Consider the following 14,279-nt stretch of genomic DNA (forward strand, 5'->3'; position numbering starts at 1 on the left):
TCATCTAATCAATCTGAATCGAAGTTGGCGAACTTCCCGTTGGTGGAGTGGTACTAATTAACGGTTTGCGGAATTGGGCGTAAAGGCGATCGCGCCAGCTAAAGAATGGTTCATAATCTATATTCTCGGCAAAGATTGGCAATCCTTTACCTCTGATAGAAGCTGGTAAATCCAGATAGGGGCCAGAGGGGAACTTGAGTAATATCGATAAGCCAGCCACCGATAAGTCAGCTAAAGTCGGCTCATCTCCTGTTAAATAGGGACTATCTGCCAATAATAATGTCAAGGCTTCCAAGTCTTGTTTTAAAGATGCGATCGCTGACTGTATCACATCTGGGCTGTAACCTACGCCAAAACCGAACAGTGTCAGTAAGTCACTAGGTACTCCTTGAACCAGACTTTTAAATATATCTGGTGTTGAGGTGGGTAAGAAAGACTTACGGAAATTTTGATCTTGACTTATGGCAGCAAATAGTGCTTTGCGACCTTTGATGCCTATGGACTCATCCGCCCATTCTTCTATTAATAAAGTTAAACCCCGTTGTTTAGGATCTTGCGGTATTATGGGGCGATCGGGATACTCTAAGTCTAAATACTTAGCTATCTCCGTAGAATCCGCAATATATTTATTACGATCTTTTAATACCGGGACTTGTCTTTGACCAGTCAGCCGGAATAGTTCTACCTGTCCAATCCCAGGCGTAACCTCTATTTTGCGGTAATCTAGTCCTTTAAAATCTAGAATTAGGCGCACTTTTTCTGAGTATTGAGAGAGTTCCCATTGGTATAATTCCAGCATTTGTTCTATATATTGAAACGGGTCAACTTCTTAACTTTATAATTGTATCTTTAGTTTAAGTAATTTTTATTGGTATTAGTTGCTTAGTTGTCTATTGAATTGATATTAGGGTTTAACCGATGCCTGATTTTTGGCAAAATTATCGAGTTCAAAAAATATTGTTTTCTGATTGATTAAAATATCAAATAACTAAGTAATTTAATTAAGTCTATATAAATAAACTTAACCCCTCAGTCATCAGAGACCATTTTCTTAGGGACTTCCAAGAAATACAGCGTATTTCAGGTAAATGAAGTACACGGGTAGGGGCACAACATGTTGTGCCCCTACGATTATCTGTACCTCACTAAGTCGCAATCTGCTATAAATTATCCAAAGAAACGTAGACGCATTGGCGAAGCCTCTCGCAGAGAAGCGGCTTGCCGCCGGCTACCACTCCAGACGCAGAGAACACACAGAGAAGAGAAATAGAGAGGATTTTTGCGTCAGTTTTGGGATATTTTTTTTGTCAGTCCCTTAAGTAGGGTGCGTTAGGCGCTCAGTTCGTGCTTTTCGTGACAAACTAGATCAAAATATGCGCCTAACACTCCCGACAATAATTTTATTTTTACTTTATAAATAACCTCTGAGTCTTTAGCAGTTGCTTTAATTTCTGTCACCGGTAGCATACGTTAAAATATTTCGGTAATTAATTTCTGTGCTTTTGCTGAAGAATCAATGGTTAATTCTGAGATATAGCCTTCTTCCCTATGTAATTAAGGATTTATGAATCAACTATTAATTTACGTACAAGTTTGGATACAAACTGGCTTTTAAGTATAATTTTTGTCCTAAGCTTATTTTATAGATGTGAGATTTTCACACTTTCGGAGAATTTACGTTACACCGAATGGGACTTTTTAACTTATTTTGGTGTGATGGAGAAAATTTGCTCAATTTACATGAAATATATGGTAGATATATTTCATACTTGTCAGCGTAAGTCGAGGTTGGATATTTTACCTCACCAGCACAAACTCTTCTAAAGAAAAATCTTACTTCCCTTTTCGGTTAGATTTTGTGCATAACAAAATGTTATAAATCTTTATGTAATGTGTGGACAAAAAGACAAACAAAATTTATGAAGACAAATTACAGCAAATTGCTGACCACATTGGCAGGCATAGCAGGATTTACTAGTTTCAGCGTCCTCATTACTTTACCATCTGATGCGAAAGAGGCACTAAATCCTAACCCCAGTATTTTCAACGAAGCCCCCTATAACCGAGGTCAACGCCTTCAAGCAAACACTCAATACACACCGGCTGAGGCCGTTTCCCAAACAGAAAAGGGCAATACCAAACCCAAACCAGTAGCACAGAAAAGTGGTGGAACGGTAAATCCCAAACCAAGTATTTTCAACGAGCCTCCCTATAACCGTGGTGGTGGTAGTGCTACACCTAGTGAACCGACACCCTTAACTCCAAGTACTACCCCGGAAACTCAACCTACCACACCATCTACTGATACACCTACTACAACTCCACCAGGCCCAGGGGCAAGCGACAATCAAAGCAAAAACTTGTTAACGTTGGCAGAGTCAAACGCTTCCTTTACCACCTTAACCAAGGCTTTGAAAGCAGCAGGATTGACCGGAGCTTTGCAAGGCAAAGATAACTTAACTATTTTCGCACCCACTGATGCAGCTTTTGCTAAGTTGCCACCAGATGCTTTGGAAGAATTGTTAAAACCAAGCAACAAAGAAGTATTGATCAAAATCTTAACTTACCATGTTGTACCTGGTAAGGTATTATCAGCTGATTTGAAGTCTGGCGAAGTTAAAAGCCTTGAAGGCGGCACAATCAACGTTAAAGTTGATCCTGCTACCGGTGTAACTGTCAATGATGCTAAAGTGACACAAGCAGATATCACAGGTAGCAACGGTGTAATCCACGCAATTGATCAGGTTATTTTGCCTCCTGACTTGTAGTTTTGAGATACCAGTACACCCGTAGTAGACTAGGTTGACATTAAGTATTAATAGGAAAAAATTCCGTTCAAATGGTAATTTTGGACGGTTTTTGTCATAACTATTGTTGGAAATTGGCAACTAAACCTTATCTAAGTTGAGAACCGTAGTTGTCGCCCTCACCCTAAATCCCTCTTCCAGATTTGGGGGATGAGTTTGAAATTCTGGCTTCCCTTCTCCCAAATTTGGGAGAAGGGGTTGAGGGATGAGGGCAGTTGCTTACGGAGGGAAACCCGCCGACAGCGCTAGACTCACCGCAACGCAGTGGTTTCCCTACTTTGACTAGGTTCGCGATTACAGACTAGATATTACATCCCGTGCAACTGCTAAAGTCTGCTCAATATCTTCTTCAGTGTGAGCAAAAGACGTAAACCCAGCTTCAAATTGAGAGGGTGCCAAGTAAACACCACGCTCTAACATCCCGCGATGGAAGCGTCCGAATTTAGCTGTATCAGACTTTTTCGCATCTTCGTAGTTATGAACTGGGCCAGAGGTAAAGAATAAGCCGAACATGGCGCTGATTTGACCCCCGCAAGCTGCATGACCAGTTTCTTTGGCAATTTGCAGCAAACCATCTGCTAGCTTTTTAGTAATCCGCTCAAGAGACTCGTAAGTACCTGGCTTTTGCAGCAATTCTAAAGTCTTAATACCAGCAGTCATCGCCAAGGGATTACCAGAAAGTGTTCCAGCTTGATACACGGGGCCGGCGGGCGCAACCATTGACATAATATCTCGGCGACCACCATAAGCCCCTACTGGCAAACCACCACCAATCACTTTGCCCAATGTTGTTAAATCGGGAGTAACACCAAATTTTTCTTGAGCGCCACCGTAAGCAATGCGGAAGCCTGTCATCACTTCGTCAAATACCAATAACGCTCCATACTCGTGAGTCAGTTCCCGTAATCCTTCTAAGAAGCCAGCGTCAGGCGCAATAAATCCAGCATTGCCAACGACTGGCTCAAGAATAACGCCAGCAATCTCGTCGCGGTTTTCTTCAAACAAGGCTTTAACGGCTTCTAAGTCATTGAAAGGCGCAGTTAGAGTGGTGCTAGTTGCTAATTTAGGTACTCCGGGTGAGTCTGGCAAACCAAGTGTAGCAACACCAGAACCCGCCTTTACTAGAAACGCATCGGCGTGTCCGTGGTAGCAACCTTCAAACTTGATGATTTTCTCCCGGTTGGTGAAAGCCCGCATCAGCCGCAAAACTCCCATACAAGCTTCAGTTCCAGAATTAACAAATCTGACCATTTCGATGCTAGGAACGGCATCGATGACCATTTCTGCCAAAACATTTTCTAGGACTGAGGGAGCGCCGAAACTGGTGCCTTTTTCTAAAGCTTCATGCAAGGCTGCAATTACTTCTGGATGAGCATGACCGCAAATAGCTGGGCCCCATGTGCCTACATAGTCTATGTATTTATTGCCATCTATATCCCAAATATACGCGCCTTTAACACGATCAAAAACGATGGGTTGTCCGCCCACAGATTTAAAGGCACGAACTGGAGAACTGACTCCTCCGGGCATGAGGTTTTGAGCAGCGGCGAAGACTTCTTGTGATTTTGTTGTTTTAATTGTGGTATTTACCAAAGTTCTCTCCTAACAGTGGGCAATAAAAAGCTCTATCTTAGGATAGGATCAAACACTGCTTAGAATTTCTATCCGATAAAATTAGCTGAACCAAAAAAATAACAAGATGTTAGGCAAGTCCAATGAAGACTTGACTTGAGATATTTAATTCCAAAAAACATACCAGTTGCCCTATTGTGAATGGTATCGTGAATCCATAAATTATTCTCATTAGAGCAAACTAGCTGGTATGTCTTCTAACGATTCGCGATCGCTGCACTACACCATCCCGGTTGATAAAATTCGCTACGATGAACGGGGTCTAGTACCTGCAATTGTCCAAGACTATCTGGATGGTACTGTCCTGATGATGGCGTGGATGAATCAGGAGTCGTTACAAAAGACTTTAGAAACTGAAGAAACTTGGTTTTGGAGCCGTTCTCGACAAGAATTGTGGCACAAGGGAGCAACTTCTGGGCATATCCAAAAAGTGCAAAGTATCCGTTATGACTGTGATAGTGATGCACTGCTTATCGGGGTAGAACAATTAGGAGATATTGCCTGTCATACTGGAGAGCGCAGTTGTTTTCACCAAATAGAAGGGAAAATTGCCCCACCACCAGGGGATACATTGTCACAATTGTTTGAAATAATATGCGATCGCCGCGATAATCCTACTGAAGATTCTTATACCTGTAAACTATTCGCAGGTGGCGATAACAAAATTTTGAAAAAGATTGGTGAGGAAACCGCTGAGGTAGTGATGGCTTTTAAAGATGATCAAGCAGATGCGATCGCCGGTGAAGTGGCTGATTTGCTATATCATACTTTGGTTGCCTTAGCTCACCATCAAGTTGATTTGAAATCGGTGTATCGGAAGTTGCAAGAACGTCGTCAATAGATCAAAAAAACAGATCGCCTGACCATAGGGATTATCTTAATCAGCCAAAATTCGATTCAGGTACTGTAAAATTGCCAGAGCGATCGCTACACTCAAAGAAAAACCTAGCCAGAAACTATCAGTAATAACTCGCGGTTGATCTAATGCCCATCCACCCAAGGGATGACCAATAAAAGAGCCAACAGCCCAGCACAAAGCGTTGATGGAAAAATAAACGCCGCGTTGATTTTCCGGGGCTAACTCAGTCACTAAAGAGGCAGCAGATGGGGTATAAGAAACAATCGCCACAGCAAATACTCCCAATGCCAATATTACCCAAACCAGATGATCAGATGGGGCTGTCCCGCTTACCCAAATCAGGCCAAAACCAATTGCCCAGAAAATAGCAGAAACAGTGAGTGCGAGTGTGTGAGAACAGCGTTTTAAGATGCTGGTGACAGGCAATTGACAAATAATTGCAAACACCAGATGCCAAGCAAAGAGTCCGCTAATGTTAGTTTCAGCAAATCCCTTGGCAGTACTTTCTACAAAGACAAAGTTTTTGAAGTAAAGCGGTAGGGTGCTGTGGATTTGAGAAATATAGATTGTAAAGAATATATTAACTGCTATGTAGACTAGAAAACGGCGATCGCTTAATACTGCCATCCAAGCAGCAAAATGTTCTGTTTTTTCAGATTCCTCTGTCTGCTGTTGTTCAGTTTCACGAATTCCTACATAGACTACTCCAAAAAATACCATAAAAGAGATGGCATCAATCACAAATAGCCAGCGATAACTCCCAATTATCGCGATCAAAAACCCTCCTAGCACAATTCCGATCGCTAACCCCAGATTATCAGCCAGTCGAGCGATCGCAAAAGTTTCCCGGCGATTGTCAATTTGGCTAGCGTCAGCAACCACAGCCTCAGCCGCCGGCCAATAAAAACCTATCCCTAAACCGCTAATCAAGCTACCGATTACCAAAGTAGTGAAATTATTGGTTGTAGCTAAAACTAGAGAAGCAATTGCTGAAATCGCCGTGGCTAGCAACAAAGTGCGGCGGCGTCCCCAATCTCCAGAATCAGCCAAAGAACCACCCGTAATCCGCCCGACGATGCCGGAAATCGAGGCGCTACCCAAGGCTACCCCAACACTGGTTGCAGATAAACCAAGTTGATTGACAAAAAAGATGGGGGCGTAAAACAGGGTAAAGCCAGTACCAACTTCCGAGAAAAATCTACCAATTGCGAAAATCCAGACTTGGGGATGTATCGAGGGCAACCACGATGATAACTGAGATTGAGAAGCTAATTTCATGAGCTTAAATGTCATAGTTTACTGACATTTTGGTAATTCTTATCATTGGCTACTATTTTCCTCACTCATTCCACAGGGTTTCCACAGGGATTTTAGCAGTTTTCCACAGGTGCTATACGAGCTAATAGGCTTCTTGCTGTCTTACTGGGGATTGTTGATAATAAGTAGCAAAGAAGTTTAAGGACTGAGTTTTTGTGAAGTAAAGTCACAAAAAATCGCCTTTAAGCCCGATTCTTTCGTTCGCATTTATTTTTTATACAATCGTTTTTAACATTTCGCAGCATTGACAAACCCACCCCCTCTTGGCGCACAATGATGCGGCTTGCTTTTGTAATCCGTTCAACCGTTGGCATTAGATGTGTAAAATAAATTACCATCAAATGTACGCGTAGATTGTCGGGATAGCGAAAGAGCGTGTGAAGTCTTAAACCGCTTTAGCGCAAGCAACTTGTCCCTCTTGATTATCCTCATAGGAGGAAAATCTCATGAAAGCAACGGTTCGCATCTTTACAGAAATTCCCGAAACACTCCACGAATCCTTAAAAAGCTACTTAGAAACCCATCCCGATTGGGATGAAAACAGAGTATTGACGGCGGCGCTATCATTGTTTTTACTCCAAAATGGAGATAGCGATCGCCGTGCTGCGCGAGTCTATCTGGAAACTTTGTTTCACCACTCCACAGTAGAAATGCCCTGTACCGACTCACCAGCAACAGCTAATTTACTAGACACCCCATAGGTACTGGTATGAAGGGCGTTATTGTGGCTCATGCCCTATTGATGGGGCACGGTTTTCCGTGCCCCATTAAGGAGATTTTAAGCTAATAGCGATCGGCAATATTACAATAAAAAAGATCAGTAGATTCTGATCCGTCAAAAGGTTCTAATAGTTTCTCTTGTTGCCAAAACTAGTTGGTAATAGGGCAAGATTTACCTTTGTTCCCAGTCTCAGACTAGGAATGCCTATTTTTGGGCTGCCGCCTCAATGACTTGCAGCAGCCCAATGAGCAGCTTTTTCAGCCAGAGACTAGAAATGAGGTTTTAAAGGGATTTTAGCTTCAGTTGATACCAATGCACAGCTATGTATCCTTACGAACTCCAACCTAAGCACCGCCATATCTACCAAAACGGTCACAGACAAAGAAATATTTTCCACTGGACTCTCTCCCCTGTCCACTGTCTTAAATAGATAAAGAAATATCTCAAATAACTGTCTGGTGTGTATTTGAGGAATATCTACCTATTTTGATTATCTAAATTTGTCTTTTACTGAATCCTTACAAATTCACTAATCCCTCCCCCAAGAGTTAACAGTCAAGAGTTAAAAAACTCTAGACTATAAACTTAGGATTTGGCTTCCAAATGCTGGGGGTGAGCAGGAGATTCAAACTTATAGCCTACGCCACGTACAGTTTGAATTAATGCTGGCTGACTAGCATCAATTTCAATCTTCTTGCGAATTTGGCCGATATGTACATCTACAACCCGCTGGTCGCCGACATATTCATAATCCCACACCTCTTGGATTAGTTCTGCCCGCCGCCAAACTCGGCCTGGATGACTAGCTAAAAAATGCAACAAGTCAAATTCCAGAGCAGTTAAGGGTACTGCTTGGTTATTAAGTGCTACCTCCCGTCGCACCGGATCAATCATAAGTTTTTCAAATACCAAGCGTTTCTGCTCGGCCGTAGTTATCACTCGCTGACGCCTCAAAATAGCTCCGACTCTGACTTCTAGCTCTCCCAGACCAAAAGGCTTGGTGAGATAGTCGTCAGCACCTTTAGCAAAGCCACGAATTTTGTCAGCTTCGTCAGCACGGCTAGTCAACATCAAAACAAAAACACCATTACGACTTTGCATCTCTTGGCAGAGGTTAAACCCTGTGACATCTGGTAGATTCACATCTAGAATCACCAAATCAGGGTTAAATTGCTCAAATAGAGTTAAGGCTGTCTTTCCATCTTCGGCAGCCTCCACCTGATAGTTCTGCTTAATCAAAAAGCGTTGGATTAAATTCCGAACCGCAGGGTCGTCGTCTACTACAAGAATCTTGGCAGGAGCCATGACCATTACTTTGCACAAAAATTCGTAAGATTAACAAGAGAGTTGCGTAAAAACGCAGTTGCCACTTTGGGGCTAACTAAGAATCTACATGGCTACGGTGTAAGAATCCTGATCGTTCAAAAATAAATATTCTAATCAGGATGGTTGTTAGCCACAGTATATAAGCGCTCTGACTTTAACCGCAACCGTTCTTGACACCAACACACCTTCTTGATCCCAGTTAGGTGGTAACTTAAAACGTTTCAATTTTAAATCGATATGCGGATATATACCACAAGCGATTATTCAGTATAATTAAAAAAACTCTATTACGGCACTGTAAGTTGCCAAATTTGAAAGAGTAAAGTTGATTTTTTCATAAAAATTATGCATTTTAGGTACTCTCCGTTCAAATTCTAGATTAGAGCCAGAATATAGACAACGACATGAGGGTATACACGGAGTTATAGGGATATGTTAAAGTGACTATAGTTGAAATTACAAAGTCGATCAAACTAACCCGTGCTACTATCCTGGTAGGGCATGAAATAGGTCGAGATTTTAGTTTCGATCAAAATAAAACCTAAAGCTGTTTTTTCTTTGACAAAAGACTGCCGCTGACTGAGGCTGAAGTAACAAACTCCCATGAGCGATCAAAATCCCTACGAAAAACTTGGGGTATCAGAAGAGGCTAGCTTCGATGAAATTCAGGATGCTCGTAATCGCCTATTCGAGCAGCATAATGGCGATGCCAAGCATTTAGAAGTAATTGAAGCAGCTTACGATGCGATTTTAATGGATCGCTTACGGATGCGCCAGGAAGGTAAAATCAAAGTCCCTGAGCGCATCCGGTTTCCAGAGTTGCGAGTGCAATCGCCTCCTAAAGAAAGCCCAACCCCTCGCGAGCAGTCACCTGCATGGCTGCAACGGATGCTGGATCAGCCAACCCCTGCGGATATACTCTTACCAGGAGCTTGGTTTCTCGGTTTGAGTTCTATTAGCCTGTTCTATCCAGAGGGAGGCGATCAGGTTTTGCAGTTAGCATTGGTGGTTGGGGTAGGCACTAGTATTTACTTTCTCAATCGCAAGGAAGGCAAATTTGGCCGAGCAGTTTTGTTCACCCTAGTCAGTTTAATAATTGGCTTAATCGCTGGGGGACTAGTTGCTATCTGGCTTTTACCACAAATACCATTCCTCAATTTGTCATCGAATCAGTTCTCTAGTGTACTGACGTTTATATTTTTGTGGTTGGTTAGTAGCTTTTTACGCTAAATCGATAGCCGTAAAGAAGCTTCTAAAAAGAAGACGTGATTGATGTGTGTTATTTATTTAGATGTAACACGCGGTAAGGGTGCATATCTGTGTGCCCCTACCGTAAGTATGTCAGTATATTAAAAGACAATAAACATATACCTATTGATAACCTACTACGCTTGATTACTGATTAAACCCCAAGAACCCCACCCCGCCAAAGCTACGCTTTGTCTCCCCTAAGAGCAAGCCAGGAGGGGATTAAGGAGAGCGCTAATTATCTGGATATAGATATTATATTCAAGCTGTTGCAGCCTACAGAGCCTTTCTAGACAAGGCGTTTAGGTTCTAGGACTAAATCTACAGCAGTGCTAAAATCTTTAACGATTAAGTCGGGCTGGTAAAGTTCCAATTGGGTGCGATCGCGGATGCCAGATTCTACAGCCATCACCTTGATACCATAATTTTTCGCAGCAGTAATATCGGCTTCCGTATCTCCCACCATCCAGGTATCAGCAGCCGGGGGCAGTTCTTTTAATGCCCTAGCCATCAACAAAGGCTTATCTTCAATATCACGGGTTTTAACGTAGTCATTACTCAGACAATAACAACGATTTTCCGGGAAAAATCTCCCTAAATCGTATTTTTTAAAGGCATAATCTAGTTCTCGAACTCGGCGCATGGTCATAACTGCTAAATCAATTCCAGCTTGTTGAATTTTTAACAGCGCATCCACAGCACCAGGCGCGAGGGTGTCATAGTTGAAATAATGTTCTGTATGCACAGTTTGCCGCCGTAATTGGGCGAATTCTTGGGCTTGGGTTTCGTCTAACCCGGAATTTAAGGCGATTTGTTTTTCGGGAACGCGCGATCGCTTTAACTGCCAAAATTCCGCTTTCGGAAGTTCTTGCACTACTTGGCTTGGGCGACGGGTTTTCTCTAAGCAGAATTGATAAACACGGTAATATCTTTCGGAAACATCAATGATTGGGCCGTCGAAGTCAGTAATCAGTCTTAGCATCGGCGGAAAAGTTAATTTTTATTACAATTATCTCAGATGTATGGCTATTTTTCGAGAGATAAATCTAGTATCAGCATTTTATTGCAGGGTACCGCGTTTGATTTGTTCGCTTTCAATGGCTTCAAATAAGGCGCGAAAGTTACCTTCGCCAAAACCTTGAGCTTGAAAACGGCGTTCAATAAACTCAAAGAAAAATGTCGGTTGTTCAAAAATGGGCTGGGTGAAAATTTGCAGTAGTAGGGGCGCGGTTTGTTGTGCCTCTACGGAAGTATATTCTTGCCAGTCCACCAGAATTTCTTGTTGAGCGATCGCTTCCAGTTCTAGAGGTGATAAGCTAAGTCCTGGTCGCTGTTTTAGCTGCGAGTAGTAGCTTTGGGGAACCGAGAGTAAGGATAAACCACTGGCACGAAATTTAGCGATCGCACTCACAAGATTAGTCGTCCGCAAGGCAATATGTTGAATTCCTGGCCCCCGATTGACATCAAGAAACTCCTGAATTTGAGAATTCATAGAAGCCGGTTCATTAATTGGCAATTGGACGCTACCGTTGCGCGAAACCATCACCTGACTGTGTAAAGCAGAGCGATTGGTTTTAATTTTAAATGCTTGCTGGGGCTGAAAATCTAAGATATTTTCATACCAAGCGACAGCACGCTCTAATTCACCAACTGCCACGTTCAGCACTACGTGATCTATGGCGGTAATAGTGTTGTCATTTGTCATTTGTCCGTTGTCATTTGTGTTAGTTACAAATGACCTTTCTATCAACGTATGAGTTAGTCCACCCCAGGCGGCAATTTTGCCACATTTGAGGAATGCCGTACCTATCTGGCGTTCCTGGGTGGGTTGTAGGATTGTAGCACCGTGTTTTTGAGCTAGTGCGATCGCGTCTTCGACATCTTCGACAGCAAAAGCGACATCTGCCACACCAGGTGGATATTGACGCAGAAACTCGGCTACTGGACTTGTAGGCAACAGTGGTGAAGACAGAAAAAAGCAGACATCACCACTTTTTACCACTTCTGTACAAGTGTGAAATGAACTGATGCGATCGGTTACTGCTTGAAAACCAAGATGGTGTACAAACCAATCCTGCCACACTTTGGCGTCTTCTACATAGAAATGAACGTGATCAATTTTCATAAATACTGAAAATCCAGCATAGCAGTTTATATATCTGTAAATTTTGCCTTTTTTGCTAGATTTTCACGTCTTTCCTAAGCAAGAATTATGTAAGCGTACTCTCACTTTAAAAGAACAGATGACTATCAGGTTGAATATTAATTTCCATTGGCACAGCTTGCGGTTCGGCAGAAAGGGCAAAGAAAATCGCATTGGCAGCAGTTTCAGGACTGAGCATTTTTTTCCGGTCTACTTTTAGGTTGACGTTATCCCAGAAAGGAGAATCTACCCCACCAAAGTAGAATAGCGTGAACTTGATACCAAAACGCTTGAGTTCCTCTGCCATGCACTTGCTGAAACCGACAACACCAAACTTAGAAGCCGAATAAGCCGCCGCCATCGCCATCGAATGCTTGCCCAGAATTCCAACCACATTACATATGTGACCAGACTTACGCTTTTGCATCTCTTCAGCAGCCGCCTGAGTGGTGTAGAAGCTGCCTTTTAAGTTGACATCTAACATCTTGTCTAAATCAGCGGGTTCCAGGCTGTTGTAGGGCTTGAGTATACCAGCACCAGCTGCATTCACTAAAATATCGATTTGACCAAACTCAGCGATGGTCTTTTCGATCAAAATATCTACCTGTTGGGGGTCAGTAATATCGGTGGGAACGCTCAAAACTTCCCCTGGTAAATCATTTGCCAGTGTTGTTAAACGAACCGCATCTCTGGCAGCCAGTACCAATCTGACTCCGGTAGGCGCAAGTTTCTGTGTCAAAGCTGAACCAATACCACCAGTCGCACCGACAACAACAACGACTTTATCGTGCATTGTACTTATTTACATTTATTTACATCTTTTTACATAATACTGAATTACAGGCTCAGGTTGTACGTAAATATCCAGAAAGTATTTACTCGCAGGGTAGCGCTGTTACCTCATATTCCTTGCCATTTGCCTTTAATGTAAATGTGGGAGACGATTTTAGATATTTAAGAAAACTAGAACCTAAGTTTAATTCTTGAATAATTGAATTGGGTGATTCTCCGGTGATTTTCCGTATCTCTGTACCTAATTGGGACACAGATAATTTAGTTTTAGGAGACTGGGTTTGGATATCTTGAATAATTTTTAATAGTAATTCATCTAATGTTTTTCCATTAGGATTTTCCGCTGAATCTTCTTTTTTTTCTTCTTCTTGAATAGATTCTGTAAATGAGTTATTTAAAATAGGGATTATTTTCTCAGCTTCTGTTTTTTTGGGATTATCTTTAATATTGATCTCGCATCTTTCTTGAAATAAAGTTGCAACAGCTACTAAACTGTCTAGTCGAGCATTGATTGATTCCTGTTCAGTTTTAATTAAATCTTGAATTGTATCAACCACTTTTTCCAAGGATGGAACTTCTGTTGCCATTGCTAAGGAATAATGAGTTAATTTGCCAGTATTTCGGTTTTCTATATGTAAAGTTTGCCCTTGTCTACGTACCCAATAGACAATCAATCCCTGGTTTTGGAGTTCGTTACAGAGGTGAATTAAAATTCCATCGCTAGAACAGACCAAGATTTCTTTAACTGTTGGATAAGAGCGTAAAATACAAGCACCAAATGCGATCATTTTTGCATCAGCACTATTCTTACCCTCCGGCACATGAACAAGTTGATAGCCACGGTTATATAGTTCAATATCTAGCTTCCCAATACTTGGATTTCTCCAGTTAGCAAATGCCATTTTAAATTGGAGGGGATACTTGCAGACACTGCCTAAAAATAATTCTGAATTAACATCTAACTTTAAGTTTTCTGCATCCAAAAGCAGAAGTGAGATTCCTGTTTCTAATTGATGTTTAATTTCAGTTTTTTGTTGCAATTTTTGGATAAATTGGCTGAAGACAGCAGATTCTAGCCAATCAGGTGATAATATAGTTTGTAGCAGTTCTTCAGCTAATATAAAACTAAAAGAGCTAAGACTTTTCTCTGTAACTTTTTCTTCAGATAGGTTTTTGACTAAAAAAAGTTCTCTAGCTTCAGGTATAGATACTTTACTGTGCCCGTTGCTGTTAGCAAGCAAGTCACTTTCCAAGGAATGAGGGAATGCAGGCTCAAGGAATTGTTTACCACAATTTTTGCAGAGGTAATTCTGCTTATCATTCCGACAACCGTTTTTACGATATGAAGTAGATTCGCACCGGGGACATTTCATCTTGTGATTTAGGTGGTCTATAGCAGATACCTTTATTTAAGTATATAGTATAAAAAATTAC

Annotated in this window: 11 protein-coding genes and 1 pseudogene; 4 read left to right on the forward strand and 8 right to left on the reverse strand. The window is 41.8% G+C overall.

The features are described 5' to 3' along the window. Positions 1 to 4 precede the first annotated feature (4 nt). Positions 5 to 799, reverse strand: a complete 795-nt coding sequence (locus V7K62_RS12655; RefSeq protein WP_334864337.1) for a glutathione S-transferase family protein — start codon at positions 797 to 799, stop codon at positions 5 to 7. 1,120 nt (positions 800 to 1,919) lie between these two features. On the opposite strand from V7K62_RS12655, the gene V7K62_RS12660 reads away from it, so the two are divergent. Continuing rightward, positions 1,920 to 2,768 carry a fasciclin domain-containing protein gene (locus V7K62_RS12660; protein WP_334864339.1) on the forward strand — a complete coding sequence of 283 codons (849 nt, stop codon included), beginning with the start codon at positions 1,920 to 1,922 and terminating at the stop codon, positions 2,766 to 2,768. 333 nt (positions 2,769 to 3,101) lie between these two features. Here V7K62_RS12660 and hemL read toward each other — a convergent pair whose 3' ends face one another. Further along, complete coding sequence (gene hemL / locus V7K62_RS12665) at positions 3,102 to 4,400, reverse strand: glutamate-1-semialdehyde 2,1-aminomutase (protein ID WP_334864340.1); 1,299 nt, start codon at positions 4,398 to 4,400, stop codon at positions 3,102 to 3,104. A 229-nt stretch (positions 4,401 to 4,629) separates the two neighbouring features. On the opposite strand from hemL, the gene hisIE reads away from it, so the two are divergent. Then, positions 4,630 to 5,280, forward strand: coding sequence for a bifunctional phosphoribosyl-AMP cyclohydrolase/phosphoribosyl-ATP diphosphatase HisIE (gene hisIE, locus V7K62_RS12670; protein ID WP_334864342.1), 651 nt, complete (start codon positions 4,630 to 4,632; stop codon positions 5,278 to 5,280). Positions 5,281 to 5,316: 36 nt separating this feature from the next. Here the strand turns inward: hisIE and V7K62_RS12675 are convergent, their stop codons facing one another. Beyond that, positions 5,317 to 6,591 (reverse strand): MDR family MFS transporter, encoded by a 1,275-nt coding sequence (locus V7K62_RS12675; RefSeq protein ID WP_334864344.1) that lies wholly within the window; start codon positions 6,589 to 6,591, stop codon positions 5,317 to 5,319. A gap of 470 nt (positions 6,592 to 7,061) precedes the next feature. Between V7K62_RS12675 and V7K62_RS12680 the strand changes: the two are divergent. Further along, a pseudogene (locus V7K62_RS12680) lies at positions 7,062 to 7,253 on the forward strand (DUF2811 domain-containing protein); the annotation flags it as partial. 668 nt (positions 7,254 to 7,921) lie between these two features. On the opposite strand, the gene V7K62_RS12685 reads toward V7K62_RS12680, so the two are convergent. Further along, entirely contained in the window at positions 7,922 to 8,641 is a 720-nt protein-coding gene (locus V7K62_RS12685; RefSeq protein WP_069071980.1) for a response regulator transcription factor, read from the reverse strand. Between the two features lie 624 nt (positions 8,642 to 9,265). Between V7K62_RS12685 and V7K62_RS12690 the strand changes: the two genes are divergently transcribed. Beyond that, positions 9,266 to 9,892 carry a CPP1-like family protein gene (locus tag V7K62_RS12690; RefSeq protein ID WP_334864347.1) on the forward strand — a complete coding sequence of 209 codons (627 nt, stop codon included), beginning with the start codon at positions 9,266 to 9,268 and terminating at the stop codon, positions 9,890 to 9,892. Between the two features lie 307 nt (positions 9,893 to 10,199). On the opposite strand, the gene V7K62_RS12695 is transcribed toward V7K62_RS12690, so the two are convergent. The 4 genes from V7K62_RS12695 to V7K62_RS12710 all read right to left on the reverse strand — a co-directional run bounded on the left by V7K62_RS12695 (position 10,200) and on the right by V7K62_RS12710 (position 14,218). Continuing rightward, the gene (locus V7K62_RS12695; RefSeq protein WP_334864350.1) at positions 10,200 to 10,892 is read right to left on the reverse strand and encodes an HAD family hydrolase; all 693 of its coding nucleotides are present in this window, start codon (positions 10,890 to 10,892) and stop codon (positions 10,200 to 10,202) included. A gap of 78 nt (positions 10,893 to 10,970) precedes the next feature. After that, positions 10,971 to 12,035, reverse strand: coding sequence for a 4-hydroxyphenylpyruvate dioxygenase (gene hppD, locus V7K62_RS12700; RefSeq protein ID WP_334864353.1), 1,065 nt, complete (start codon positions 12,033 to 12,035; stop codon positions 10,971 to 10,973). Positions 12,036 to 12,141: 106 nt separating this feature from the next. Beyond that, complete coding sequence (locus V7K62_RS12705) at positions 12,142 to 12,846, reverse strand: SDR family oxidoreductase (protein WP_334864355.1); 705 nt, start codon at positions 12,844 to 12,846, stop codon at positions 12,142 to 12,144. Between the two features lie 82 nt (positions 12,847 to 12,928). After that, positions 12,929 to 14,218: an IS1/IS1595 family N-terminal zinc-binding domain-containing protein gene (locus V7K62_RS12710; RefSeq protein ID WP_442937266.1), complete on the reverse strand. Its 1,290-nt coding sequence runs from the start codon at positions 14,216 to 14,218 to the stop codon at positions 12,929 to 12,931. Between the last annotated feature and the right edge of the window lie 61 nt (positions 14,219 to 14,279).

Origin of the sequence: Nostoc sp. (genome assembly GCF_036917935.1) — a bacterium.
GTDB lineage: Bacteria > Cyanobacteriota > Cyanobacteriia > Cyanobacteriales > Nostocaceae > Nostoc.

What these genes read in the sequence shown, in the direction of transcription:
- V7K62_RS12655 (WP_334864337.1), bottom strand. Translation starts at nt 799, where the DNA reads ATGCTGGAATTATACCAATGGGAACTCTCTCAATACTCAGAAAAAGTG.
- V7K62_RS12660 (WP_334864339.1), top strand. Translation starts at nt 1,920, where the DNA reads ATGAAGACAAATTACAGCAAATTGCTGACCACATTGGCAGGCATAGCA.
- hisIE (WP_334864342.1), top strand. Translation starts at nt 4,630, where the DNA reads ATGTCTTCTAACGATTCGCGATCGCTGCACTACACCATCCCGGTTGAT.
- V7K62_RS12675 (WP_334864344.1), bottom strand. Translation starts at nt 6,591, where the DNA reads ATGACATTTAAGCTCATGAAATTAGCTTCTCAATCTCAGTTATCATCG.
- V7K62_RS12685 (WP_069071980.1), bottom strand. Translation starts at nt 8,641, where the DNA reads ATGGCTCCTGCCAAGATTCTTGTAGTAGACGACGACCCTGCGGTTCGG.
- V7K62_RS12690 (WP_334864347.1), top strand. Translation starts at nt 9,266, where the DNA reads ATGAGCGATCAAAATCCCTACGAAAAACTTGGGGTATCAGAAGAGGCT.
- V7K62_RS12695 (WP_334864350.1), bottom strand. Translation starts at nt 10,892, where the DNA reads ATGCTAAGACTGATTACTGACTTCGACGGCCCAATCATTGATGTTTCC.
- hppD (WP_334864353.1), bottom strand. Translation starts at nt 12,035, where the DNA reads ATGAAAATTGATCACGTTCATTTCTATGTAGAAGACGCCAAAGTGTGG.
- V7K62_RS12705 (WP_334864355.1), bottom strand. Translation starts at nt 12,846, where the DNA reads ATGCACGATAAAGTCGTTGTTGTTGTCGGTGCGACTGGTGGTATTGGT.
- V7K62_RS12710 (WP_442937266.1), bottom strand. Translation starts at nt 14,218, where the DNA reads ATGAAATGTCCCCGGTGCGAATCTACTTCATATCGTAAAAACGGTTGT.